The organism is Amycolatopsis nivea (genome assembly GCF_004522235.1).
In the GTDB taxonomy this organism is placed as follows: domain Bacteria; phylum Actinomycetota; class Actinomycetes; order Mycobacteriales; family Pseudonocardiaceae; genus Amycolatopsis; species Amycolatopsis nivea.
Map to the genome: position 1 here is coordinate 1 of NZ_SDLT01000025.1, position 24,545 is coordinate 24,545.

Consider the following 24,545-nt stretch of genomic DNA (forward strand, 5'->3'; position numbering starts at 1 on the left):
GTCGCGCCGGGCAAGGGCGTCTGGCCGGTGTTCTTCACCGTGACCGTGTAAGTGACCTTGTCCCCTGGCTTCACCTCCTTCTTGTCCACGACCTTCGAAATGTCCAACCCAGACACCGGCGTCGTCGTCCCGCAGCGCGGGTCCGTGGAGCCCGGCAGGCAGTTCGAGCCCGGCGTGTCGGACGTGACCACGTTCGCCAGCCGGTGGTCGCCCTTGACCGGCTTCGCCACAGTCACGCTGTAGGTCACCGTCGCCGAAGCGCCCACCGGAAGATCGCCAGTCCATGTCAATCGAGGAGCAGCATAGGTGGCCACACCGACAGAAGCGGCCGCGTCGCCGTCATAGGCAGCGTCGTCGAGGACCTTCGACAGGTCGTCCGTGAAGGTCGCGCCGGACAACGGTGTCTGGCCGGTGTTCGTGACAGTCACGGTGTAGGTGACCTTGTCCCCCGGGTTCGCCGACGGCTTGTCCGCGACCTTGCTGATCGCGATGCCGGACACCGGCGTCTCGGTGCCGCAGCGCGGGTCCGTCGACCCCGGCGGGCAGTTCCCGCCCGGAGTGTCCGACGTGACCACGTTGGCCAGCTTGAAATCACCCTTGACGGGGTTGTTCACGGTGACGCTATAGGTGACCGTCGCCGAGGCGCCGATCGGCAGGTCGCCGGTCCAGGTCAAGCGCGGCGCGGCATACGACACGGAACCGGCGGACGAAGCGGCGTCACCGTTGTAGGCGGCGTCGTCGAGGACCTTCGACAGGTCGTCGGTGAAGGTCGCGCCGGGCAGCGGAGTCTTGCCGGTGTTCGTCACGGTGACCGTGTACGTGACCTTGTCCCCGGGGTTCGCGGACTGCTTGTCGACCTTCTTCTCGATCGTCATCCCCGGCAGCGGCGTCAGGGTCGAGCACTTCGGGTCCGTCGAGCCGGGCTCGCAGTTGCCTGGCACGGGCGTGCTGACCGTGTTGCGCAGCTGGTGGTCGCCGGTAACAGGATTCTTCACGGTGACGCTGTAGGTCACTGTCGCGGAGGCACCGACCGGCAGGTTGCCCGTCCACGTCAGCCGCGGCGCCGTGTAGGCGGTCGAGCCCACCGAGGAAGACGCGTCGTCGTTGTAGGAGGCGTCGTCCAGCACCTGCGACAGGTCGTCGGTGAAGCTCGCGTCCGGCATCGGGACCTGGCCGGTGTTGGTCACCTTGACGGTGTAGGTGACCTTGTCGCCCGGGTTCGCGGTCTGCTTGTCGACAGTCTTGGCGACCGTCAGCTCCTTGCCCGGCGTCGTGGTCGAGCACGACGGATCGGTGGAACCCGGCGGGCAGTTGGTGCCGGGGGTCGAGGACGTGACGACGTTGTGCAGCTTCTTGTCCCCCGGATCCGGGTTCTTGACCGTGACGCTGTACTTCACCGTCGCGGAACCGCCGATGGGCAGGTCGCCGGTCCACGTCAGTTTCGGTGCGGTGTAAGAGACCTGCGCGGCCGGAATGGCATCGTTGTTGTAGTCGGCGTCGTCCAGCACCTGGGACAGGTCGTCGGTGAAAGTCGCGCCGGGCAACGGGGTTTGGCCGGTGTTGGTGACAGTGATCGTGTAGGTCACCTTGGCGCCGGGCACGACCTGGTCGCGGTCGGCGGACTTGGCGATCCGCATTCCCGACACCGGTGTCGTGGTGCCGCACCGGGGATCGGCGGAACCGGCGGCGCAGTTGCTGCCCGGCGTGGCGGAGGTGATCGTGTTTATCAGTTTATGGTCGCCGGTAACAGGATTCTTCACGGTAACGCTGTAGGTCACCGTCGCCGAACCGCCCACCGGGAGGTCGCCCGTCCAGGTCAGCCTGGGCGCGGCGTAGGAGGTTTGCGCGGCTGGGGCGGCGTCGTTGTTGTAGTCGGCGTCGTCCAGCACCTGCGACAAGTCGTCGGTGAAAGTCGCTCCGGACAACGGGGTTTGGCCGGTGTTCCGGACGGTCACCGTGTACGTGACCTTGTCGCCGGGGTTCGCGCTGGTCTTGTCGACGGTCTTGGCGAACTCGATCCCGGACACCGGCGTCGTGGTCGAACACGCCCGGTCTGTCGAACCCGCGGCACAGTTGTTGCCGGGGGTCGTGGAGGTGATCGCGTTGATCAGTTTATGATCGCCTGCAACAGGATTCTTCACGGTGACGCTGTAGGTGATCGTCGCCGAAGCGCCGACCGCGAGGTCTCCCGTCCAGGTCAGCTTAGGCGCGGCGTAAGACATCGAACCCACCGAAGCCGAGGCATCGCCGGCATAAGAGGCGTCATCGAGCACTTTGGACAGATCGTCCGTGAAAATCGCGCCTGGCAACGGAGTCTGGCCGGTGTTCGCCACGACGACGGTGTAGGTCACCTGGTCGCCGGGATTCGCGGACTGCTTGTCGGCCTTCTTCTCGATCCGCATTCCGGACACCGGAGTCGTCGTCGAGCACGCCGGATCGGTCGAACCCGCGACGCAGTTGTTGCCCGGCGTCGTGGACGTAACGGCGTTGACCAGCTTGTGATCGCCAGTGTCGGGGTTGTTGACCTTCACCGAGTACGTCACCGTCGCGGTCCCGCCGACGGGCAGATCGCCGGTCCACGTCAGCAGCGGTGCCGCATAACTCACCGAACCGGAAGAAGCCGACGCATCACCGACGTACGAAGCGTCATCCAGCACTTTGGACAGATCGTCCGTGAAAGTCGCACCGGACAATGGAGTCTGGCCGGTGTTCGCGACCGTCACGGTGTACTTCACGGTGTCGCCGGGCTTGGCGCTGGCGGGATCGGCGGTCTTGCTGATCCGGATTCCGGAGACCGGCGTCGTGGTGCCGCACCGAGGATCAGTGGACCCGGCCGCGCAGTTGCTGCCTGGCGTGGTCGACGTGACTGTGTTGACCAGCTTGTGGTCGCCGGTCACGGGATTCTTCACGGTGACGCTGTAGGTGATCGTCGCCGAACCGCCTACCGGGAGGTCGCCGATCCAGGTCAGTTTCGGTGCGGTGTAAGAGGTTTGCGCGGCGGGAGCGGCGTCGTTGTTGTAGACGGCGTCGTCGAGGACCTTCGACAGGTCGTCGGTGAACGTCGCGCCGCGCGCGGAGACCTGGCCGGTGTTGCGCACGACCACGGTATAAGTCACGGTGTCGCCGGGGTTCGCCGACGCCTTGTCTGCGGTCTTGGCGATCTCGATTTTCGTGCCGGGCACCACCGTCTCCGCACAAGAAGCGGTGGCGTCGTCCTTGCACTGGCGGTCCGGCGGGACGGTCGGCGGCGGGCCCTCGGTCACTTTCGCGCGGTTGATCAGCGTGGCGCCGATGGTCGCGTCGTCGATCCGGACGTGCACGGTCAACGTGACCTGGCTGCCCGGAGGGATCGCCGCGGCGTGCCATTGCAACGGACCGGTCCCGGTGACGGTGCCGCTCGTGGTGTCCGCGCTGACGAAGGTCGTGCCGGGCGGGAGCGTGTCGGTGACAGTGGTGGGCGGCACCGCGATGGGGCCGGTGTTGGCCAGCGTGACGGTGTAGGTCAGCTGGTCGCCGGGCAGCGCGGTCGCCTTGTCCACGACCTTCGCCAGCGTGTACTCCGGCGCCGCGACCACGTTGCGGACGGTGTTGCTCGTCCGCGTCTGTTCGCGGCCGGTCTGCTTGCCCTGGAAGGCCACCGACGCGGTGTTGTCGAGGCGGGTGCCGGGGGCGACGGTCGGCGAAACGGTGACGCGGAACCCGAGGTGCGTGCTCTGTCCTGGGGCGAGGTCCGGCAGCTGGCAGGTGACGACCTGACCGGACGCCGTGCATCGCGGGTCCGAACCGGCCACATAGGACACTCCGGCGGGCAGGGTGTCGGTGACGACCACGCCGGTCGCGGTGTCCAGGTTCGTGGTGCTGCCGTCCGGGTTCCGGTTGGCGATGTCGAGCCCGTAGGAGATCTCGCCGCCCTGCCCGACCCAGCCCGGCGGGCGTTCCTGGACGTTGCCCTCGGGGTCGTTGGACTTGACGATCTGCAGGTTGGGCTCGTTGGCCTCGGTCATCAGCCAGACGGTCTGCGGGTACAGCGCGTCGCCGGTGGTCCCGACCTTCAGCTGGGCCCGGTCCGAGCCGGCGGGCAGTTTGCCGGTGACGTCGACCGTGCGCGCGTCGTAGCCGAAGTTGTTGGCCGGATTCGGCGTGCGGTCGGTGACATTGCTGCCGGTACCGTTCGTGGCGACGCGGTCGATCCGGCTGCTGAACGCGTTGTTCGTGCTGGTGCCGCCGGGCGCGGGCAGCGTCAGCCGCTGCAGCGACGCGGCGTCGCGGCCGAATTCGAGGTAGTCGCCGGAGATGTTGGCGTCGCCGTCGCCGACGACCACGCCCATGGTGGCCGACGGGGCGTGGTCGCCCGGGCTCCGGATGCCGTTCAGGTCGATGGTGGTGGAGGTGGGGCTGGCCCCGCCGCGGACCACGTCGAAGCCGTCCCAGATCTGCAGGTAGCGCAGCGGATCGGTGTCCAGTTCGTACGCCACGACCAGCGACCAGCCGCCCCAGCAGCCGAGGTTGCTCGCGGAGTTGGCCGAGTTGCCGCGGCAGGCTTGGAGGTCGGCGACGGTGTAGGAGCCGCCGCCTGCCTGTTTGACCAGGCCGGTGACGTCCTTGACGCCCGCGTGCGCGGTGATCTGCGGGGATCCGCTGCCGAGCGCGTCGAACCAGTCGTAGGTGTCGGCGGTCAGCCGCTGGTAGGTCGCGGAACCCGGGGCTTTGAACGCGACCTGGTTCGCGCGGGAGGCGTCGCCGGAGTCGGCGTTCGACGAGATCGGGTTGACCTGCCAGTACAGCCGGGCGGAGAGGACGGTGGCGCCGGGCGGGATGGTCAGGTTCGCGCTCGATGCGGTGTTGCCCGGGGCGGCCGAGTCGCTTTTGACCCAGTAGCCGTAGGTGGAGTTGTTCGCGGTCTCCCCGCAGGACGTGGGCACGGTGCCGCAGCTGACGACCGAGTTCGAGGCCATCGTGATCGCGCCGTGGGCGACCGTCGAGAACGCCGGGTCGGGGCCGATTTTGCGCGGCGTGCCCAGACCTCTCGGCTCGACCGCCCTCGGCTGCGGTGCGGCGGGCGGTGCCGAGGTGGCCGGAGTGGCCGGGGTGGTGCTGGTCGGCGCGGGGGAAGCCGGGCTGGACGGAGCCGGGCTCTCCTGCGCCGAAGCCGGAGCCGCGGACGGGCTCGCCGTGCTGGTGCTGGGCGGCAGGGTGGCGCCCATCGCGGGCGCGGCGCTCGCGAGGCTCAGGGCGAAGACCACGGCGAGAGCCGCGGCGGCGCGCTCCCCGCGGGAGCGCATGAATCCGGAACGACGGGCCATCACGAAAGCTCCCACGGCAAAGGACGGAATTGTCGAGCTGCTTACCCGCGTTCATCGACACCTGGCAGGAGAATTCGTACCGCGCTCTCCCCCGCGACGGGGAGGCAGCGGGCCCAGAATCACCACATAGGGGGAACCCGGGCAGGTCAGCAGGGGTGCGAACGTGAAAAAGCCCCGGCTAGCCTCCGATTCCGCGCGCTATCCGCGACGCCCTGAGGGGGTGTTGCCATTCGGGCCCGGATTCGCGCCGGAACCGCGACGCGAAAATGTGTCGGATCCGACAGCCGCGCCGGGCAGCCTTCGGGGATTGTTCGCGCGGAAATCCGCCGGAATCGGCCCGGCGTTCGAGACCGTGCTCCTAGCGGCCCGGTTCCGCAGCGGTTCGCAGCGGGGCCCCGACCTGGTGCAGATGGGCCAGGACGTCCGCATAGGTGCGGAACAGGCCGCCTTGGCTATAGCTGATCCCCCGGGCGGCGCAGAAGTCCCGCACCAGCGGCTGCGCCCGGTGCAGGGTCGCCATCGGGATGCTCGGGAAGAGATGGTGCTCGATCTGGTAGTTCAGCCCGCCCAGCGCGTAGGTCGCCCAGCGGCCGCCGCGGACGTTGTGCGACGTCAGCACCTGGCGGCGGAGGAAATCCAGCCGGTGCCCGGGTTCCAGGTGCGGCATCGCCTTGTGGTTCGGCGCGAACGAGCATCCCATGTAGACACCCCACGCGGCGTGGTGCACGACGACGAAGACCGCGGCGATTCCCGGCGGCAGCAAGAGAAACACGGCCGCGAGGTACGCGGCGAGGTGGACGGCGAGCAGCGTCGCGTCAAGCCGAGGGGACCGGGTTCCGCCGTGGCGCACCGCCTTGATCCCGGACCAGTGCAGATCGATGCCTTCCAGCAGCAGCAACGGAAAGAAGAGGAAAGCCTGGTATTTCGCCATCCAGCGCAGGAAACCCGCTTTCGCGCGGCCCTGCCGGCGGGTGAACGCCAGGGCAGGAATGTCGATGTCCGGGTCGGCTTCCTCGAGGTTCGGGTTCGCGTGGTGCCGGGTGTGCTTGGCGACCCACCAGCCGTAGCTCAGCCCGACCAGCGCGGCCAGCGCCGTTCCGGCGGCGTCGTTCGCGCGGCGGGTCCGGAAGATCTGCTTGTGCCCGGCGTCGTGGCCGAGGAACGAGAGCTGGGTGTAGGCGACGGCCAGCAGTGCCGCCGTGCCGAGTTGCCACCAGCTCGCTGCGCCGAGCGCGAGCAGCGTCCACGCCCCGCCGAACGCCAGCAACGCCGCCGCGGCGCGGACGAGATAGTGCACCGGGCGGCGGCGGAACAAACCCGCTTCTTTCACCAGTGCGGAGAGCTCCGCGTACTCGCTGCCGTGTGCCGGGCCGTCTGCCGGTCTGTCCATTTTCCGCTCCGCATCGGGTGGCGTGCCGGACGACCGCAGTGGTTCGACAGAAGTGGAGGCCCGCGACCGGGGTCCTGCCGTCGAGCCTACACCCGGAGAAATCCCTTATCCGGATGGCAAGACCATTCCAAGACTCGTAATTCCTTGCCCACCAAGGGATTCTGACGTGCCCGCGAGACTCCGCCCACTGCCGGATCCCCCGTTCCGGGCACGCGGCGGCGCGCACCGGGCCGCCGAGGGTGTACCGTCAGCAGTGTCCGAGAACATCTTGTGCGCCGACAGTCCGGGCCGATCGCGGCCAGGGCGAACGCACGTCATGTCGTCGGGCCCACGGCACACCACCGCCACCCTCGCGGCCTGTCAGCCGCCGAGCTGCCCTCGCTTCGGTCGCACCCGCGGCATCAGCCAGTGGCGCCCTTCCCGGACGGCGGTGGTGCGACGTGGCCCATCCGCCCGGTTCCTCTTGGCCCGTCGCGGTCCGTCTTGCCCCGAAAGGTAAACCCATCACCGCACCAGTCAGCTCTCCGCTTTTCAGCCACCCCGTCGACGAAAGCCCGCGCCCCGGCGCCCTCGTCCGCCCACAGGAGGACCGGTACGGCGGCCTTTTCCGCCAACCCGCTACCCCGCCGGGCGACCGGACCGAACCGGCCTTCCCGCGGAGCCGTCGTCGCTGACCCCCTCGCCGCCAAATTAGGTTCACCCTAAATCTAGAGAGTGTGTAACATTTGCTCTCGGGTGGACCAGGCGAAGGGGCATCGACCATGAGCGACGGACCGTCGCCGGCGGAACTGGCCGGATACGTGCGGGTGGCGCGCGACCACCGCGAGCACGAGCGGTACCACTCGGTGCTCAAGCTCGAGGAGTCGGCGGCCTGGCGGCGCGATTCCAACGCCTTGAAACTGCTGGCCGCCCGGTGGTCGGACAGTCCGGCACCCGATCGGCTCGACCCCGCGCACGGTGCCGTCGGCTGCGTCGATCTCAACGACCCGGCGGTGGTCGCGACGACCGGAATCCTCTTCATGGAAGGCGAGTCCGAACCGGCGGAAATCACCTCGCTGCGGTCCCGCTTCGAGCAGGCCGCCGTGCGCTATCAGCGGCTTTCCGGCTGGCTGGGCGAGCACATGGCGGCGGAATGGCCGCGGCTGCGCTCCCTGCTGGTCCCCGACCTCGTCGAAGCCGCTCGCCCGCGGTTCCGGGCGCTGACTCGCACCACCGAAGCGGCCAACGCGTACAGCCTCGTCGCCCGGCTGCTCGACTCCGCCGTCCACGCGCTCAGGGCGCAGGACCTCACTCCCGAGGGCGTCCGCCGCGATCCCGCCGCTGCGGCGAAGATGGTGCTGACCGCCTCGTGGTTCCTCGATTCCGCGGCTTCCGCCCTCGCCGAAGCCGGTGCTCAGCTCGGGTTGTCCGATCCGGATTGGACGAGCTTCATCGAGCTCGCCGAGGCCTGACTTCGTGCGGTTCAGCTGGTGTTTCCGTCAGGCCTGCCGCTTGACCATCTCCGCGATCCACACCGGCGCGTACGGCGAGGTGCAGTTCGGCGGGGTCGGATAGTCCTTGAGCACTCCCAGCCGCTCCCCGATGCCGATCGCGCGGGCGCGCAGGCCGGGGTTCTCGATGCCGATCTGGGCGAGGCAGTGGTTCATCGCCCACTGCAACCGCGCCGGGGCGGTTTTCATCTCGGCTTCGATGACGTCGAGGAGCCGGTCGAGGTCGAGCCCGTCGGGCTTCTTGGCGACGCGGTCCACGGTGAGTGCCCAGCCCGCGCTCGCGACCACCGGGTCGGGATCTTCGAGCCAGGCGGTACGGAGGTCCTCGGCGTGACGGCTCTTCTTGACGATGTTCGCGAGAAGCCAGTCGTGGACCTTGGGGGTGCCCGCCTCGCGCAGCATCGCGTCGAGGTCGTCGCGGTCGAACTGCTTCGGGCGAGCGACGAGGAGCGCGAGGAGACGGGCGTTGGTGTCACCGGTCTGCCAGAGTTCGCGAGCCAGGTCGGGTTGGGCTTTGAGTTCCTTCGCGAGGGCGCGGAGTTTGGTGAGGTTGACGCTGTGGTCGTCGCCGTGGTTCTCGTTGACGGCCCGGATTTTGGGATCGTGCAGCTCCGCGAGCCGGTCGAGGACCTCGGCGAGGGTTGCTTCGGCCACGGGACCTCCCTGCTCAGACGTGGACAGGACCGAGGCTACGCGAAAGGGGGCGAGGTAACGCGCACGGAGCGGGGAACGTCTTTCTGGCATGACCCGGACCCGCCTCGCCGTCGCCGCCATCGCGCTGGCCTTGGTGCTGGCCGGGTGCACTGAGAACCCGCCTGCCCAGCACGCCGTCGCAGGCCCACCGCTGGCGAGCCAGTCCGCTCCCGAACCCGCCCCGTCCACGACAACGATCCCGGTCCCGTCGCCACCGGCTGCCTCGACTTCGGCCAAGCCGACCGGCACGCCCAAGACCAGCACGTCACAAGCCAAACGACGCGATCCCTCGACCGGCCCAGGTTGCGGCCAGCGGGCGGTCAACGCGGGCAAGTTCAACCCGCGCTGCAAGGAATACCAGGGCTACCTCGACCCCGGCGGTCCCGGCCGTCCGGAGACGTCCGGCGAAATCCAGCGCGAATGGGCCTGCCAGCAGGGTCAGCTGCCCGCATCGGAATGCTGACCCGCGGCCAGGAACTCCTCCGGAGCGGGGATCGGCACCCGCACCCAGTTGTTCACTCGGGTGAACGTCGCGCCGCCCATGCGGCCCACCGGGTGGTACACGTCCTGGTCCAGCCGGCCGTCCGGGCGCAGCAGGCGGTCGTCCACCGCGACTCCGACCACCTCGCCGAAGACCAGGTGCGAGCCCCGGAACTCCTCGATCTTCACCAGCGTGCATTCCAGGCTCGGGCCCGCCCCGGCGGGATGCGGCGCGGCGATCCGCACCCCGGGCGTCCACGACAGACCCACGTGCTCCGCCTCGTCCACTGAAGAGTCCACTGTGGACGCGGTGCGCGCGACCAATTCCTCCTGGCCGCTCAGCGCGATCGTGATCGCGAACTCGCCCTGTGCCTCGATATTGGCCAAAGTGTCTTTCGGCGCTTCCGAAATCGAGAACAGCACCGTCGGCGGGTCCATGGTCAGCGGCGCGAAGTAGCTGAACGGCGCGAGGTTCCGCACCCCCGCGCCGTCCACTGTGCTCACCCACGCGATCGGCCGCGGGACGACGGCGTTCTTCACCATCCACACGAAAGCGCCGCGGTCGGCGTCGGTGTTGCTGCTGTACACGAAACCTCACTCCGTCACTACCCGTCCCCCGAGCATGGTCAGTTCCGACCGTACGCTGAGCAACTCCGGACCCGCAGCGGTGACCGGATCGTGGGCGAACACCGCCAGGTCGGCGAGGGAACCGACACGGAGGGTTCCCTTGACGGACTCCGCGTGTTCCAGCCACGCCGGGCCGGTGGTCCACAGGCGCAGCGCTTCCTCCCTGGTGAGCGGGTTGGCCACCGTGGAGAAGGCGTTCGGGCCGGGCAGGCCGGTGAAGGTCGCGACGCCGCGGCGCCAGTCCGGCACGGTCACCGGGGCGTCCGAGCTGTCGGCGACCGCCACGCCGTGGTCCAGCAGGGCTCGCGCGGGGAAGGCGTCGGCCCACCGCTCCTCGCCCAGCACGCGGACCATGGACGGGCCGCTGTAGGTCCGCATCAGCGAACTGGTGATGACCCCGATTCCGGACCGCGCCAGGCGGAAGAGCACGGCGGTGGACAAGAAGGTGCCGTGGATCAGCGCGTGCCGCGCTTCCGGCCAGGGGTCGACGGCCTGGGCCGCCTCGATCGCGTCGACTACCGCGTCCGCGGCCCGGTCCCCGGTCACGTGGACTTGCACGCGCACCCGCCGGACATGGGCGGCCAGGATCAGTTCGTGCAGCTCACGCACGCGCGCGTCGTCGTCGGGGCCGAAGGTCACCAGGCTGCCGTGCCCGCCGGATGGGTACGCCGAGTGCATCCACGCGGTGCAGTGCGTCGGCACGCCGTCGGCGAACAGTTTGATGCCGCCGATCCGCAGCAGATCGTCGCCGACCGAGAAATCCGTCTCGTCCAGCAGTTCCGCCAGCGAGGCGGCGGACGTCGTCGGCGACGGCCAGTTCCAGTGCAGCAGCGCGGTGATCCGCATCCGCAGCCGGCCGGCGGCGTGCAGGTCCCGGTAGTCCTGCCACAGGTCCGGCGGGACGATCGGATCGGTCACGCTCGTCATCCCGAGGCCGTTCAACCGTTCCATGCTGCGCACGATCGAATCCAGCCGGACGGACCGGCTCGGCTTCGGCACCAGCGAAGCGACCAGTTCCTGCGCGCTTTCCACGAGCACCCCGGTCGGCTCGCCGGCGGCGTCACGCACGATCTCCCCAGCTTCCGGATCCGGTGTCGCCGCGGTGATCCCGGCCCGCGCGAGCGCCGAGCTGTTCGCCCACACCTCGTGGGACGACGCGTGGTGCAGCACCGTCGGTTGCGAGCCAGTCACGCTGTCGAGCCAGGCTCGGGTCGGCACCGCTCGGCCGTCAGCGAATTCGGCGATCGTCGTTTCCCGCCAACCGCGACCGACGATCCACTCCCCCGGCGGCGCACCCGCGAACGCACGGGCTACCGCGGAAAGATCCGGCGCGGCCGAAAGGTCCACACAGAACTCCGGGCCGGCGGCGGCGTGGAAAGCCAGGTGCAAATGCGCGTCGTTCAGTCCAGGTAGGACAGTCCGGCCCGCCAGTTCGACGACCCGCGCGTCCGGCGCGGCCGCGGCGGAAACCGTCTCGTCGTCGCCGACCGCGGCGATCCGGCCGTCCGACACCAGCACCGCGGAAACGGTCCCGACTGCCGGATCGAACGTCCGGACCACTCCGCCGCGCAGCAGCACATCCTCGGTCATACCGCCGCCAATTCCGGGACGTCGGCGCTCGGCACCACGGCCTGGTGCTCCGGATGCCAGGCCGCGATCACCTCGTCCCCGGGCCGATGATCGTGCGCGACCCCGGCCGACAGCACCGCACACCCGCGCGCACCGTCGGAATACCGCAGCCAAATCCGCGTGTGGTCGCCGACGTACACGATGTCGGTCACCTGCGCGCTCGCCCGCTGGTGTCCACTCGGGACTGGTTCCGCGGAAGTGTGCAGGGTCAACCGTTCCGGCCGCACGATCGTCACCTCCCCTGGCGTCAGCGACAACGCGTTGGACTCCCCGACGAACTGCGCGACGAACAACGTCTCCGGCTGCTCGTACAATTCCTCCGGGGTGCCGACCTGTTCGATCCGGCCGTCGTTGAACACCGCGATCCGGTCCGACAACGTCAACGCCTCCTGCTGGTCGTGCGTCACGAAGAGGAACGTCATGCCCAATTCCCGGTGCATGCGCGCGATTTCCCGCTGCAACTGATCGCGCAGCTTCTTGTCCAGCGCGCCCAAAGGCTCGTCCATCAGCAACGCGCGCGGTTCGTATACCACCGCTCGCGCCAGAGCGACGCGCTGCTGCTGGCCGCCGGAAAGCTGGCGCGGCAACCGATCCCGCACCGCCGACAATCCGACCAGTTCCAGCACGTCGTCCACCCGCCGTGCGATCTCCGGCTTCGGCACCTTGCGCTGCGTCAGTCCAAACGCGACATTGCGCGCCACCGACATGTGCGGGAAAAGCGCGTATTGCTGGAAAACCACCCCGAGGTTCCGCCGGTGCGGTTTGAGCCGCGAGATCTCCTGACCGTCCACAGTGATCGATCCGGACGTGAGCGGGGTGAATCCGGCGATCATCGACAGCATGGTCGTCTTGCCCGAACCGGACGGGCCGAGGAAGGTCATGAACTCGCCGTCGGCGATGTGCAGCGAAACGTCGTCCACGGCAGGCCGGTCGACGCCGGGGTACGCCTTCGTCACGTGTGCGGTCGCGATTCCGTCAGTCATGATTGCTCTTTTCGGCGCAGAACGGCGGGGACGAACAGCAGGATGGTGGTGAACACGACGATCAGGCTCGACGCGGCGGCGATCGTCGGGTCGATTTCCAGCACGATCGATTCGTACATTTTCACCGGCAGCGTCTTGATCGCGGGCGTCTGCAGGAACAGCGCGACCACGACCTCGTCGAACGACGTGGCGAAGGCGAACACGAACCCGGACAGCACACCCGGCGCGATGATCGGGAGCACGACCTTGCGCACCGTCGTCCAGCGCGGCGCGCCGAGGCTCGCCGCGGCTTTCTCCATGATCGGGTCGTACCCGGCGAGGCTGGTCTGCACCGAGGTGAGCACGAACGGCAGCCCCAGCACCGCGTGCGCCAGCACGAAACCGAGCATCGTGCCGTTCAGCTGCCAGCGCAGGAAGACGCCGTAAATCGCGACCGCCACGACGATGCCGGGCAGGATCATCGGAGCCATCAGCAGCTGCCGGGCGATGCCCCTCCCCCGCCGCATCCGGTCGAGCGCCAGCGCGGCCGCCACGCCGAGCACGGTCGCCAGCGCCGCGGCGAGCACCCCGACCTGGACCGAATTCGCCAGTGCGGCCAGCCATTGCTTGCTGGTGAAGAACTCCGCGTACCAGTGCCACGACCAGTCCTTCGGCGGGAACTCGAACGTCGAGCCCGCGCCGAAGCTCATCGGGATCACCACGAGCGTCGGCGCGACGAGCATGAACGCGACGAGCGCGACCCACACGCGCAGGCCCCAGCCGAGGCTCCGCTGCCGCACCGCGGCGGCCCTGCTGATGGACGGATTGTCAGCCACGGTCGGCACCTCCAGCCGCACTGGTGCCCAGCGGCGCGGCCACGCGGCTGAGCACGGCGAGCACCACGAGCGTGACGACCAGCAGGATCGTCCCGAGCGCGCCGGCGCCCGCGAAGTCCAGCAGGTCGTTGACCTGGGTGCCGATCACCTGGGCGACCAGCGCCTGCTGCGGCGTGCCGAGCAGCGCCGGGGTGATGTAGAAGCCCAGCGACATGATGAACACCACCGACACCCCCGCCAGCACGCCCGGCATCGACAGCGGCACGTAGACCCGCAGGAAGGCGACCGGACGCCGCGCGCCGAGGCTGCCCGCCGCGTGCAGGAGGCTGCGGTCGATGCTGAGCATCGAACTTTGCAGCGGCAGCACCATGAACGGCAGCATCACCTGCACCATCGCGACCGTCACGCCGGCCACCGAACCCAGCAGCACGACCCCGTCGATACCGATCGCCGACAGCATCCGGTCGATGACGCCGCCGCGCTGTTCGAGCACGTACCAGGCGAAGTTGCGCGCCATCAGGCTGGTCCAGAACGGCATCAGCACCAGCAGCGTCAGCACCGACCGGGCGCGACGGCCGACGAGCGTCATCGCATACGCGTAGGGATAGGCGATGACGAGCGTCGCCACCGTGATGATCAGCGCGGTCCGCAAAGTCCGCAGCAGCACCCGGATCTGCACCTCGTCGCCGAGCACCGCCAGGTAATTGCCGACCCCGAACGACGGTTCGGTGAAGCTCCGCCACAGGATCACGGCGAGCGGATAGAAGAAGAACACCAGCACCACCGCCGCGGCGGGGAGCAGCAGCCACGAGGTCCGCCGTTTTTCGCGCCCGGCCCTCGGCACGGCCGGGACGCGGGTCGCCACGGCGGTCATCCGGTCGTCCAATCCGACCACGCCTTGACCAGCTCGGGCCGGTTCGCCGCCCAATAGCGCACGTTGCTGAGCACTCGCAAGTCCTCCTTGCCCTCGCCCCAGATGTCGAGCTGGCGGCCGATCTCCGAACGGGCGGCGGGGGCGGCCGTGTTGGCCGGTCCCACGCCCGCCCGCGCGGCGAAGTCCGCCGCTTGCGCCGGTTGCGAGGCGAAGCGGATGAGCTTCTTCGCCTCTTCGGCGCGTGCCGTCCCCTTCGGCACCACCAGGACATCCCAGGTCACCGGAACTGGGATGTCAGGCACCACTTTCCAGTTCGTCGCACCGGCCTTGAGCAGCGAGAACGCCCGCGCGCTGACGATCAGCGCCATGTCCGCCTGCCCGCCGGCCATGCGCTGCTGCTGGTCGCCGTAGGTGCTGCTGATGGCCAGCTGCGGCCGGATCCGGTCGTACATCCGCAGCGCGCGGCGCATGTCGAGCGGGTACAGCTTGTCCCGCGGCACTCCGTCGGCCAGCAGCGCCGCCTCGATGGTGCCGACGCTCGGGTCGCCGCCGTAGATGATGCGGCGTCCGGGGAACTGCTTCGGGTCGAAGAAATCCGCGAGTTTCGTCGGCGGATGCTTGCCGTAGACCTTCGAGTCGTACATCAGCATCATGCCGAAGAACGCGTCCGGCACCCCGCAGTCGGTGAGCGAGCCCTCCGGGAACCCGGAAGCCTGCGCGCCCATGTCGACGGGTTCGAGCAGGCTCCCGCACACCGCGGCGGCAGCGGACGCGTCGGTGTCGACGACGTCCCAGGTCACCTTCCCGGCCTCGACCATCGCCTTGAGCTTGGCGTTGCTCGACGGGCCGTCGAGGGTGACCGTCGTCCCGGTCTGCTTCTCGTACGGGTCGAGCCACGCGGCGCGCTGGCCCGCCTGGTACGCGCCTTGGCCGTAGGAAACGAACACGAGCGAGTTCGGCCCGCCCTCGGAAATCGCGCAGCCGGCGGTGGTGAGCAGAAGCGCGGCGGACAACAGCGTCGGTATCCGGCGTCTCATGGCTCCTCCGTTCAGCTCGCCGCGGCGGCGACGTGCTTGCACAGCACGTCGGCCAAAGTGTCGATCTGGTCCTCGGTGATCACCAGCGGCGGGGACAGCACGATGCTGGTCCCGGACGCGCGGACCACCACGCCGTCCGCGCGGCAGCCCGCCTGCACCGGTGCGGTGGGCCGGTCCGCGAACTCGATGCCGAGCATCAGGCCGACCCCGCGGACCTCGCGCACGTGCGGCAGTTCGGCGAGCGGGTCGAGCCGCTCGCGCAGCCGGGCGCCGAGGACGGTGGCGCGGTCGAGCAGGTTCTCCTTTTCGATCAGGTCGAGGTTCGCCAGCGCGACCGCGGAGCCGACCGGGTGGCCGTTGTAGGTGAAACCGTGCAGGAACGCCGCGCCTTCGGCGAGCTCCAGCACCCTCCGTCCAATGAGGACCGCACCCATCGGAATGTACCCGCTGGTGAGCCCCTTCGCGGTGACGATCATGTCCGGCTCGATGCCGAAGTGCTCGCTGCCGAACCAGTGCCCGGTGCGGCCGAACGCGGTGACGATCTCGTCCACGATCAGCAGAATCCCGTGTCGCCGCAATACTTCCTGCACGCGCGGCCAGTAGCCCTCGGGAGGCGGCACCATCCCGCCGACGCCGAGCACCGGTTCCCCGATGAACGCGCCGATCCGATGTGGACCGATCTCCTCGATCCGCTTCTCCAGCTCGGCCACCAGAATGTCTGTCGCGTTGGGACCGTGCTCGATGCCGTGCGGTTTGCCGAGCCATTCGACGTCCGGCAGCAGCGGACCGTACCCGGCGCGCAGGCCTTCGATGCCGGTCGCGGCCAGCGAGGCGCCGCCCATGCCGTGATAACCGCCGTGCCGCGCCAGCACCACCGTGCGCTCGGGCGAACCGGCGTGATGGAAGGCGAGGCGGGCGAGTTTGATCGCGGTTTCGTTGCCTTCCGAACCGCCGTTGGTGAGGAAAACGCGTTCCAGACCCGCCGGGGCGAGCGACAGGAGGCGTTCGGCGAGGCGGATCGACGGGGCGTTGGAGTAGTCGCCGAAGGACGAGTAGAACTCCAGCTTGCGGATCTGCTCGGCGGCGACGTCGGCGATTTCGGCACGGCCGTGGCCGACCGGGCACTGCCACAGGCCGCAGGTGCCGTCGATGTACTGGTTGCCTTCGGTGTCCCAGAGCAGCGCGCCTTCGCCGCGGTCGAGGACGAGCGGTTCGGCGGGGTCGCCGATGACGGTGTGCGGGTGGATGAGGGTGCGCTGGTCGGCAGCGGCGAGGTCAGCGGTGGTCAATGCGGGTTCCTTTCGGGGAGCGGTTCAGAACCGCAGAGCGACGGCTTTGGTCTCGGTGTAGGCGTCGATGCCTTCGGCACCGCCTTCGCGTTCCTGGCCGGAGTTCTTCTGGCCGCCGAAGGGAAGTTCCGGACGCACCGGCGCCGGGTCGTTGACGCCGAACACGCCGAAATCGAGCCGGTCGAGCGTGCGCCAGATGCGGCGCAGATCGGTGCCGAACACGTAGGCGGCGAGGCCGTAATCGGTGGAGTTGGCGAGTTCGACGGCCTCGTCGTCGGTGCGGAAGGCCGACACCGCGAGCACCGGGCCGAACGTTTCCTCGCGGCTGATGAGCATGTCCGGGGTGACGCCGTCCAGCACGGTGGGCTCGAAGAAATGGCCCGGCAGCGCGGGATCCGTCCACCGGTTGCCGCCGACGAGCACGCGCGCGCCCTTGCCGACCGCGTCCGCCACCTGATTCTCCACCTTCGCCAGACCGGCCTCGTCGATCAGCGGACCGACGTTGGTGCCTTCGGCGTCGCCCCGGCCGACCTTCAGCGCGCTGGTTTTCTTTTCGATCAAGGAAAGCAGGTCGTCGCGGACGCTTTCGTGGACGTACAGCCGGTTCACTGCAGTGCAGCTTTGCCCGGCGTTGAAGAACTTCCCGGTGACGACGCCCGCCGCGGCCGCTTCGAGGTCGGCGTCCTCGAACACGATCGCCGGCGAGTGCCCGCCCATTTCGAGCGACGTGCGGCGGAGGATGTCGCCGGTCTGTCGCAGCAGGCCCAGTCCGACCTCGGTGGAGCCGGTGAAGCTGACCTTGCGCAGCCGCCGGTCGGCCAGCAATTCTCCGACGAGTTCCGCGGGCCGCGTGGTGGTCAGCGACTGCAGCACCCCGGCGGGCAAACCGGTGTCCTGCACGATTTCCAGCAGCGCGGTGGCGATCAACGGGGTCTGCTCGGCCGGTTTCGCGATCACCGGACAGCCCGCCGCGAGCGCGAGCCCGACCTTGCGAATCAGCATGCTGGCCGGGAAGTTCCACGGCGTGATCGCGAGCACCGGGCCGACCGGCGAGCGCAGCACGAGCCCGGGACCGGCCGCGTTCGCCGGGGTGACCCGCCCGTACGCGCGGCGGCCCTCCTCCGCGGCCCACTCCAGCATCCGGGCAGCCCCGGCCAGTTCGCCGTTCGCCTCGGCGAGCGGTTTCCCGTTCTCGCGGCTCAGCAACGCGGCCAGTTCTCCTTGCCGGGCACGGATTCCGGCGGCCGCGGCGCGCAGGTGCCCGCTGCGGGTCTCCGGATCGGTGTCCGCCCAGCCGCGGGCGGCGCGCGCGGCCGCGGCCAGTGCGTCCCGCGCTTGCTCGGGCCCCGCGTCGGCGGCCTGGCCGAGGACGGCGAGGCTCGCGGGGTCGACGACGTCGAACGTCGCCGGGGCGGAATGCCAGCGGCCGTCGATCAGCAAGGTCGCGGCGGCGGTGTCGGGCATCGGGTACGCCTTTCGGTTCGGCGGCTTCGGGATGCGCCGAGTCTGACCCCTAGGTGTTGATTAAGTCAACACCTGAACGGCGACGAAATTCCGGATAGGACAGTGGGAAGTTCTTGCGGCGCAACAGTATTCGGCAACACTTCGACCCCGGCGGCGTCGCGCGCGGCCGGGGCGGGAGTCGGGGTTCGGTTAACGCGCGGCCGCGAGCAGGCCGCGCAGGGCTTCGAGCGCCGGGCCCGGATCGACGTCCGGATCCGCCGCCTGGTGCAGGAACATTCCGTCGAGGGCGTAGAACACGAGCTGGGCCAGCCCGCCGTCGGCCGACAGTTCCTTGCCGACCGCGGCGAGATAGCCGTCGTAGAGCCGCCGCACGACCGGCCGCAGTTCGGGCCGCCGCGCCGCTTCCACGACCAGCTGGTACTGGAACACTTGCAGGTCCGCGCTGTCCCGGAACCGCTGGCGCACCTCGGGACCGTCCGCGTAGACGCCGGTGCGGGCGCCGATCAGGCCGTTCTCCGCGCTCTCCTCCAGCACCAGGTCCAAAGAGGACTGGAGGAGGTCGTCGATCGAGGAGAAATGGTGCTGGACCGCGCCGGTGGTGCAGCCCGCCGCCCGCGCGACCGCACGGTAGGTGAGGCCGCGCAGCCCGTCGGAAGCGACCACGCCGACCGCCGCCCGGCGCAGGGCGAGCTTCGTCCCGGTCGGGTCGTCCGCGGTTCCGGACCGGCTCATCCGCACCTCCTCGGCTTCGTCCGGGCGAGCGTACATTACATCTGTAATGCCTGTCATGTGCCCCACCAGCCGATCTGCCGATAATCTGGGGCAGACCTGGGGCGACTTGTCCCAGAGACCCGAGACGTCCAAAGCGACCGCGCGGCGCTGGGGACGTCTGCTTGTCATCGGCAGCGCTCGACGACCCCGGCCGCGGGAGCCGGATGCCCGCCCTTTGAGCAAATCCTGCCAGCGAATCTTCGACACGGCAGCCAGCGCTGGCGAGCCCCTTGACGGTCTCGGCGACCGATGGATGCCGGTGGATGGCATCAGTGTTTCATGAAGGCAGCACAATGGCCCGTCACCCGGATCCCCCGAGGCACCATGCCGGTATCCGCCGCGCCATCTGCCGGGATCGCGGATTCGACCGGGCAGGCTTGGCAGGCTTGAGTGTCGGTCCACCACTCCGACAGCCCCGACGGCATGCGGGGTTTTGTGCGCGGCGACGAACCCGCGCCCATTCAGTTGCGTGCTAGATCAAGGCGCACGGAGTAGACGCCTATCACCGCGCGGAGAGCCGAGGAATCGAACCCCCCAGGCTAAGCCTGCCTGACCTTCGAAATCAGATGACCGCCACCGGTCTGACTCTCCTCCACCTAAACACAGATTAGCGTCAACCCCTCTGACACGTCCAGGAATCCTCTGACATACCTGCGCCCCTTGTAGCGAGTACACATTAACACTCGACCCGCTCATGAGCCGCCACCGACATGGCCCGCACCGCTACCACTGCCACCGTCTTACCCTTCTCAGGGCGTCCCCAGGAGCGCTATCTTCCGAGCCGCAGCCATGTCGAATGGCGGTTCCAGTCGACTGCGCATCGAGCTATTGCTGTCTTGATTAGAACTGATAATATCAACAAATATTCCATTGCATGCAATTCGGATTACCCGGTTCGTCAAGACTTCGGATCCTAAATCCGGAGACTTCCATGAACTCGTTACAATAATTGCACCGTCCACATCGATAGTTTCCTCGCACAAGGCTCCAGTTTCCCTGAGTTGCTCAGCTCGCGGAGGGTGCCCCTCGAAGACTTCGCCGACAACGGCTTGCAGGTTGCCGGCTCCCTCAGCGTCTACCAGATCAACGGATGCTCGATACATAGGAGGCCAGTCCCCCCTGTGACTCAATTCATGAAATTCAACCCCCGTAGAATTTCCTACACCGACAACCTCGAACCCCAACGTTCGTGCAGTTTCAAGTATCGCGACAGTTAGCTCACCGACGATTCTATTTACATCTTCCACGCCTCGACCTTAGCATGGAAGGTAAATGGCTTAAGGGCGGTTGATCCAGATGCCGCAACACGGATGATCTTAACGCTCGAACTCTTACTCGAACGCGCCGCCATCCGAGTGATCAAGCAGGAAGATGGCTAACAAGCCAGGTCACTGAGCCGACATGGTCCCATGCGAGGGTCCGAGGCCTACAAGGATCTCGGAGAGGGAGAAGCCTCGTTCACCACCCAGCGGAAGTATCACCAAAACGTGAACACCTGCATGGAGGTAACTGAGTGAAGAAGTTTCTACTTGTGGTCGTTCTACTATTCGGGTCCTTGGTGACGACACAGACAGTCGCTGCCGCCGAGCCACCCGCAGGAATACCACACGGCGCAAGGCATCTCAAATCTATTGAGGTAGATCAAATCTACAGCCGACTTAATGGCAAGTGCCTAGATGCTGACACAGGGACTATCAACAAGAATGGCACCAAAATTCAGGTATGGGACTGCAACCAGTATATGCAGCAGCGCTGGAGATTGAACTGGGGCCAGACTTCGAACTACGCTAACGTTTTCAGTTCGCGCTGCCTGGAGGTAAACCCAAACCTTTCAGATAAAAAAGGGAACGGTGCCGCACTTCAGCTATGGGACTGCAACGGAGCCTCCTGGCAGGACTGGTGGTACGTTAGTGGAGACAATTCGCTTCACAACGTATACAGCGGGAGATGCATGGATGTCGACCCCGCGCGCGCGAACCAGAACGGTACCGTGATTTACTTGTGGGATTGCAATGGCGCAACTCAACAGAAATGGCTCTACGGCCTTTTGCCGTCAGCTAAATCCCCTAAGAGTAAATCTTCGACCGCTGATTAGGCCGCCTGTATCTCTTTCTTGAATTAGGTACAATGGGCCGTCCTGGACGCCGGGGCGGCCCATCCAAGAAGCGCTTAATCGAAATTCGACTATTTTCCCGGCACCCCGTACTGTCCAACGATCGATCCGATGCTCATCCCTTGCCGGACCACGCGCCAGGTGCGCCTGGACAGTCGACGCAGAGACTGTCAGCGGACGCCCTTCGCAGTGGCGTTGGCGCCGCTCGCGTTCGTACTTGGCGCGACGTGCCTTGCACCGAGCGCACTTGCACGCGTTCGACGACACGTGCTCGATCGCGGTCGTCACCCCGCCCCCGTCATGGGCCAACCCGAGCCGGCCAACAACTCCCGAGCGGGCACGGCCGGTGGATCGAGATGCCGCGTTTCCGAGTGACGTCCGCGCGGGGTTGCCAGTCCGACACGGCCCCGTGCTCCACCTCCAGGTCCGCGAGCGACAGAGCTTCCCGCGCCGCCGCGTTCGTTTCGCAGACCTTGCACAGACATTCCCAGGGGGAGGTGGCGCGGTTCCACCGCCATTCCAGCCCTTCCGCAGTCCACACCCGACGTTCGTCGGCGGTCGTCATGGTCACGTCGCCTCGTCGGCACGACCAGCGACGGGTGCAGCCACGACACGACTTCGTCGAGATGCTCCATCCTTGCCGCCGTAATGATCCTCTGCCGCCGCGGCGCGATCGACCAACTCCGTCGGCAGCTGTGGCAGCTTCACGACCAGGCCTCAAGTCAGGTCTTGGAAGTGGGCGAATACCTCGATGGGCGGATCAACAACCTTGTCGCCCGGGTTGATCGCACCTTCAAGAAGGTCCGATCGGAAGGCACTGTCGGATAATTGACAGCGTCGTTCCACTGGGGCAGATCTGGGGCAGCAACCCCGTGTTGCCCCATGTTGCATCCTGCCCATCGGTCGACGCAGAGTGACCCGACGACGTGAACGTGCAGGTGACCACCACTGCACGTTCACTTTCCGTAAGCAAAATCAGCTGCCTTACATTACATTGGTAATGTAAGGCAGAGCGGCGGGTGCCCCGAAGACAACTAGCGAGCTGCAACGGCTTCCGGTCAGGCCTTCACGGCCGCCAACGCGGCGAGCATCCGCTCCCGGGTCGGCACGTCAAGGCGGCAGGCGTCCCCCGCCACCGGCCCGGGCGTGCCCATCACGTCGACCCCGTCGACCAGGATCGTCGGCGAACGGTAGCTGCCGACGCGTTCGACGACCGCCGCGTCGAGGCCGCTCTCGGCGAGGCACTCGGCCACCAGCGACCGGGCCGCTTCGGCGTTCGGGCAGTCCGGGGCGGTCAGCAGTTCCACCCGCGTCCCGCGGATCTCCGGCCCCGGTGCGCACATGAGCTCAGCCTAGGCGGAAATCCGTCCTTGACAATCCGCTTCCGGAAAAAGCTAGGGTGGCCCAGGACGTCGAAAGCCACAGCCCGGTAGGTAGTCCGGGCGGCGCGCCGCGCTCGTACCCGCACCTTTCCGGTGCGTCCAGCACGTCCCCTCGTTCCATATCCAGAAGGGGAATTCGCTATGCCCGGAAAACCTCGCGTCCTGATCATCGGCGGCGGCATCGGCGGGCTCGCGCTCGCGCAGGGATTGCACCGCGCCGGGGTTGCCGTCACAGTCCGCGAACGTGACATCTCAGCAGCCGGCCGGTTGCAAGGGTACCGCCTGCGGCTCGACCCGCACGGCCTCGACGTGCTGGACCGGCTGCTTCCTGCTCATCTCAGCCGGGCGATCTGGGATGCCAGTTCGACACCGTCGCGTACCAGTTACCTCACCGGGACGCCGCCGGAGGAACCGGTCGAACGCAATGTCTCGATCAACCGGCGCACACTGCGCGAGATCCTCCTGCACGGGCTGGACGACGTCGTCGAGTTCGGCCGCGAATGCACCGGGTACCGCCTGGACGACACCGTCACCGCGACGTTCGCCGACGGATCCACTGCTTCAGCGGACCTCCTGGTGGCCGCCGACGGCGTGAATTCGGTTATCCGACGCCAATACCTGCCGCACGCCCGCGTCGTGGACACCGGTGTGCGCATCATGTACGGCCGCTTCCCGCTCACCCGCGAGACCGCCGAACTGATCCCCGACGAGTGGTTCGGGATCTATCGCGGGCTCTTCGGCCCGGACCACCAGCACGTCGGCATCGCCCCGGTCCACTCCCGGCGTCCGCCGTCTCTGCCAGGGCTCACCGACACCAGCGACTACGTGATGTGCCTGTTCGCCGCGCGCACCGAACTGCTGCCGTGCTCCGACGACGAACTCCGCGCCGCGACCGGGCGCGAGTTGCGGGACATGACGGTTTCGTTGGCCCGCAAGTGGAATCCGAAAGCCAGCGAGCTGCTGGCTCTCGCCGATCCCGAGACGCTGTTCCCGATCTTCATGCGCACCAGCGTGCCGGTCGAGCCGTGGCCGACCACGCCGGTGACCCTGCTCGGCGACGCGATCCACGCGATGAGCCCGGCGGTCGGCGTCGGCGCGAACACCGCCCTGCGCGACGCCGAACTGCTCGCCAGCAAGCTCACCGAGACCGGCCTCCTCCCCGCGCTGCGGGAGTACGAGACCGAGATGATCAGCTACGGCTTCGACGCGGTCCGGACGTCCGCGAAGTTCGGTGCGCTGCGGATGGGCCAGCCCCCGCTCACGCAGGCTTGAGCAGCGGCACATCCCGGCACACTTCACGGAACCCGACGCCGTAATACAACTCCCGCGCCGACGGATGTCCAGGCGCGCCAAGACAAGCAACCGTCGCGTGGGCAGCTCCGGCTGCCCGCGCGCGGTCCATCCCGTGCAGCAGCATCGCTCGGCCCAGCCCCCGCCGCCGGTAATCCGGATGGGTGCCGACCGGCTCGAACTCGACGGTTTTGTTCGCCCCGTCCAGCCACATGATCGTCGACGCCGCCATCGTCCCGTCCGGCGCTTCGACCAGGACATGCAGGTCACCGCGATACGCCGGGGTCGCGCGGACGCCCTCGTAGCCTTCCAGCGTGTACGCGGTCACGCCCCACGCGTCCACATGCGCCCGCACAGCCGCCTCCGGCCCGGCCTCGGCGGCGGTGCGGAAGCGGAAACCGTCCGGCAGCACGGGCGTTTCGAGCACCTCGAGGTCGCGTTCGTTCAGCTGCGTCCAGGACCCGGTGTCGCCGAGGCCGTCCGGATCGGGCCCGTAGCCGTGCGCCGCCCAGCGTTCCAGGCCGAACTTGTCGGCCGCGCCGGGAAGCACGGTGCGCTCGAGGCCGTCCGAGGTGGCGTCGAACCAGTCGATCACGTCGTCGACCAGCCCGGCGTGGTCGGGATGGACCTGATATGCCAGGTAAGCACCGGTGACGTCTTTGACCGAGCCGTCGTTGAGCCGCACGCTCCGGGGCAGTTGCGCCCAGCCCCACGCGACGAGGTCGTCGCCGGCGAACCACAGCCGGCGGACCCAGCTCGCGCCTTGTGCGGCGTGCCCTTTGCCCCAGTTCCAGGCCAGCTCGCCGTAGGAGGCGTCGCTGTTGACGAGTTCCGGGCGCACGGCAGTGATCCGCTGCGCGAGTTCCTGCATGAGCAGCACGTCCGCGGCGGTCAGCAGATCGGTCATGGCCGGAC

The 24,545-nt window shown here is 68.0% G+C and carries 18 protein-coding genes; 4 read left to right on the plus strand and 14 right to left on the minus strand.

The genetic code is table 11. The features are described 5' to 3' along the window. On the minus strand, nt 1–5,303 hold a 5,303-nt coding region (locus tag EIZ44_RS26505), incomplete at its 3' end, for a DUF7927 domain-containing protein (RefSeq protein ID WP_240691424.1). 358 nt (nt 5,304–5,661) lie between these two features. Beyond that, entirely contained in the window at nt 5,662–6,693 is a 1,032-nt protein-coding gene (locus EIZ44_RS26510; protein ID WP_134731855.1) for a fatty acid desaturase family protein, read from the minus strand. A gap of 761 nt (nt 6,694–7,454) precedes the next feature. Between EIZ44_RS26510 and EIZ44_RS26515 the strand changes: the two genes are divergently transcribed. Continuing rightward, on the plus strand, nt 7,455–8,144 hold the full coding sequence (locus tag EIZ44_RS26515) for a hypothetical protein (protein WP_134731857.1): 690 nt from the start codon (nt 7,455–7,457) through the stop codon (nt 8,142–8,144). 27 nt (nt 8,145–8,171) lie between these two features. Here the strand turns inward: EIZ44_RS26515 and EIZ44_RS26520 are convergent, their stop codons facing one another. Further along, complete coding sequence (locus tag EIZ44_RS26520; protein ID WP_134731859.1) at nt 8,172–8,837, minus strand: DNA alkylation repair protein; 666 nt, start codon at nt 8,835–8,837, stop codon at nt 8,172–8,174. 88 nt (nt 8,838–8,925) lie between these two features. Between EIZ44_RS26520 and EIZ44_RS26525 the strand changes: the two genes are divergently transcribed. Further along, nucleotides 8,926–9,339 carry a hypothetical protein gene (locus EIZ44_RS26525; protein WP_037819675.1) on the plus strand — a complete coding sequence of 138 codons (414 nt, stop codon included), beginning with the start codon at nt 8,926–8,928 and terminating at the stop codon, nt 9,337–9,339. Here EIZ44_RS26525 and EIZ44_RS26530 read toward each other — a convergent pair. From EIZ44_RS26530 to EIZ44_RS26570, 9 genes are all read right to left on the minus strand, one after another. Then, nucleotides 9,315–9,944: a flavin reductase family protein gene (locus EIZ44_RS26530; protein ID WP_051729765.1), complete on the minus strand. Its 630-nt coding sequence runs from the start codon at nt 9,942–9,944 to the stop codon at nt 9,315–9,317. The two genes, EIZ44_RS26525 and EIZ44_RS26530, sit on opposite strands and share 25 nt — an antisense overlap. A 6-nt stretch (nt 9,945–9,950) precedes the next feature. Further along, a complete protein-coding gene (locus tag EIZ44_RS26535) occupies nt 9,951–11,573 on the minus strand; it encodes an amidohydrolase (RefSeq protein ID WP_134731861.1) in 1,623 nt (540 codons plus the stop codon). Continuing rightward, nucleotides 11,570–12,595, minus strand: coding sequence for an ABC transporter ATP-binding protein (locus EIZ44_RS26540; protein WP_037819680.1), 1,026 nt, complete (start codon nt 12,593–12,595; stop codon nt 11,570–11,572). Before EIZ44_RS26540 ends, EIZ44_RS26535 begins: the two co-directional genes overlap by 4 nt. Then, nucleotides 12,592–13,410, minus strand: coding sequence for an ABC transporter permease (locus tag EIZ44_RS26545; protein ID WP_078870794.1), 819 nt, complete (start codon nt 13,408–13,410; stop codon nt 12,592–12,594). The genes EIZ44_RS26540 and EIZ44_RS26545 overlap by 4 nt, the downstream gene beginning before the upstream one ends. Beyond that, nucleotides 13,403–14,284, minus strand: coding sequence for an ABC transporter permease (locus EIZ44_RS26550; protein WP_037819849.1), 882 nt, complete (start codon nt 14,282–14,284; stop codon nt 13,403–13,405). The genes EIZ44_RS26545 and EIZ44_RS26550 overlap by 8 nt, the downstream gene beginning before the upstream one ends. Further along, on the minus strand, nt 14,281–15,321 hold the full coding sequence (locus EIZ44_RS26555) for an extracellular solute-binding protein (RefSeq protein WP_134666660.1): 1,041 nt from the start codon (nt 15,319–15,321) through the stop codon (nt 14,281–14,283). The genes EIZ44_RS26550 and EIZ44_RS26555 overlap by 4 nt, the downstream gene beginning before the upstream one ends. Nucleotides 15,322–15,332: 11 nt before the next feature. Further along, a complete protein-coding gene (locus EIZ44_RS26560) occupies nt 15,333–16,610 on the minus strand; it encodes an aminotransferase family protein (RefSeq protein WP_134731863.1) in 1,278 nt (425 codons plus the stop codon). A 24-nt stretch (nt 16,611–16,634) separates the two neighbouring features. Then, nucleotides 16,635–18,074 (minus strand): aldehyde dehydrogenase family protein, encoded by a 1,440-nt coding sequence (locus EIZ44_RS26565; RefSeq protein ID WP_134731865.1) that lies wholly within the window; start codon nt 18,072–18,074, stop codon nt 16,635–16,637. 189 nt (nt 18,075–18,263) lie between these two features. After that, nucleotides 18,264–18,806 carry a TetR/AcrR family transcriptional regulator gene (locus EIZ44_RS26570; RefSeq protein ID WP_051729766.1) on the minus strand — a complete coding sequence of 181 codons (543 nt, stop codon included), beginning with the start codon at nt 18,804–18,806 and terminating at the stop codon, nt 18,264–18,266. 1,597 nt (nt 18,807–20,403) lie between these two features. Here EIZ44_RS26570 and EIZ44_RS46185 point away from each other — a divergent pair. After that, a complete protein-coding gene (locus EIZ44_RS46185; protein WP_369127028.1) occupies nt 20,404–20,940 on the plus strand; it encodes an RICIN domain-containing protein in 537 nt (178 codons plus the stop codon). Between the two features lie 1,076 nt (nt 20,941–22,016). Here EIZ44_RS46185 and EIZ44_RS26580 read toward each other — a convergent pair. Next, on the minus strand, nt 22,017–22,301 hold the full coding sequence (locus EIZ44_RS26580; RefSeq protein WP_134666653.1) for an alkylmercury lyase: 285 nt from the start codon (nt 22,299–22,301) through the stop codon (nt 22,017–22,019). Nucleotides 22,302–22,481: 180 nt separating this feature from the next. Here EIZ44_RS26580 and EIZ44_RS26585 point away from each other — a divergent pair, with 180 nt between their 5' ends. Continuing rightward, the gene (locus tag EIZ44_RS26585; protein ID WP_134731869.1) at nt 22,482–23,612 is read left to right on the plus strand and encodes an FAD-dependent oxidoreductase; all 1,131 of its coding nucleotides are present in this window, start codon (nt 22,482–22,484) and stop codon (nt 23,610–23,612) included. On the opposite strand, the gene EIZ44_RS26590 is transcribed toward EIZ44_RS26585, so the two are convergent. Next, entirely contained in the window at nt 23,599–24,537 is a 939-nt protein-coding gene (locus tag EIZ44_RS26590) for a GNAT family N-acetyltransferase (protein WP_134731871.1), read from the minus strand. The genes EIZ44_RS26585 and EIZ44_RS26590 overlap by 14 nt on opposite strands. Nucleotides 24,538–24,545: the final 8 nt, after the last annotated feature.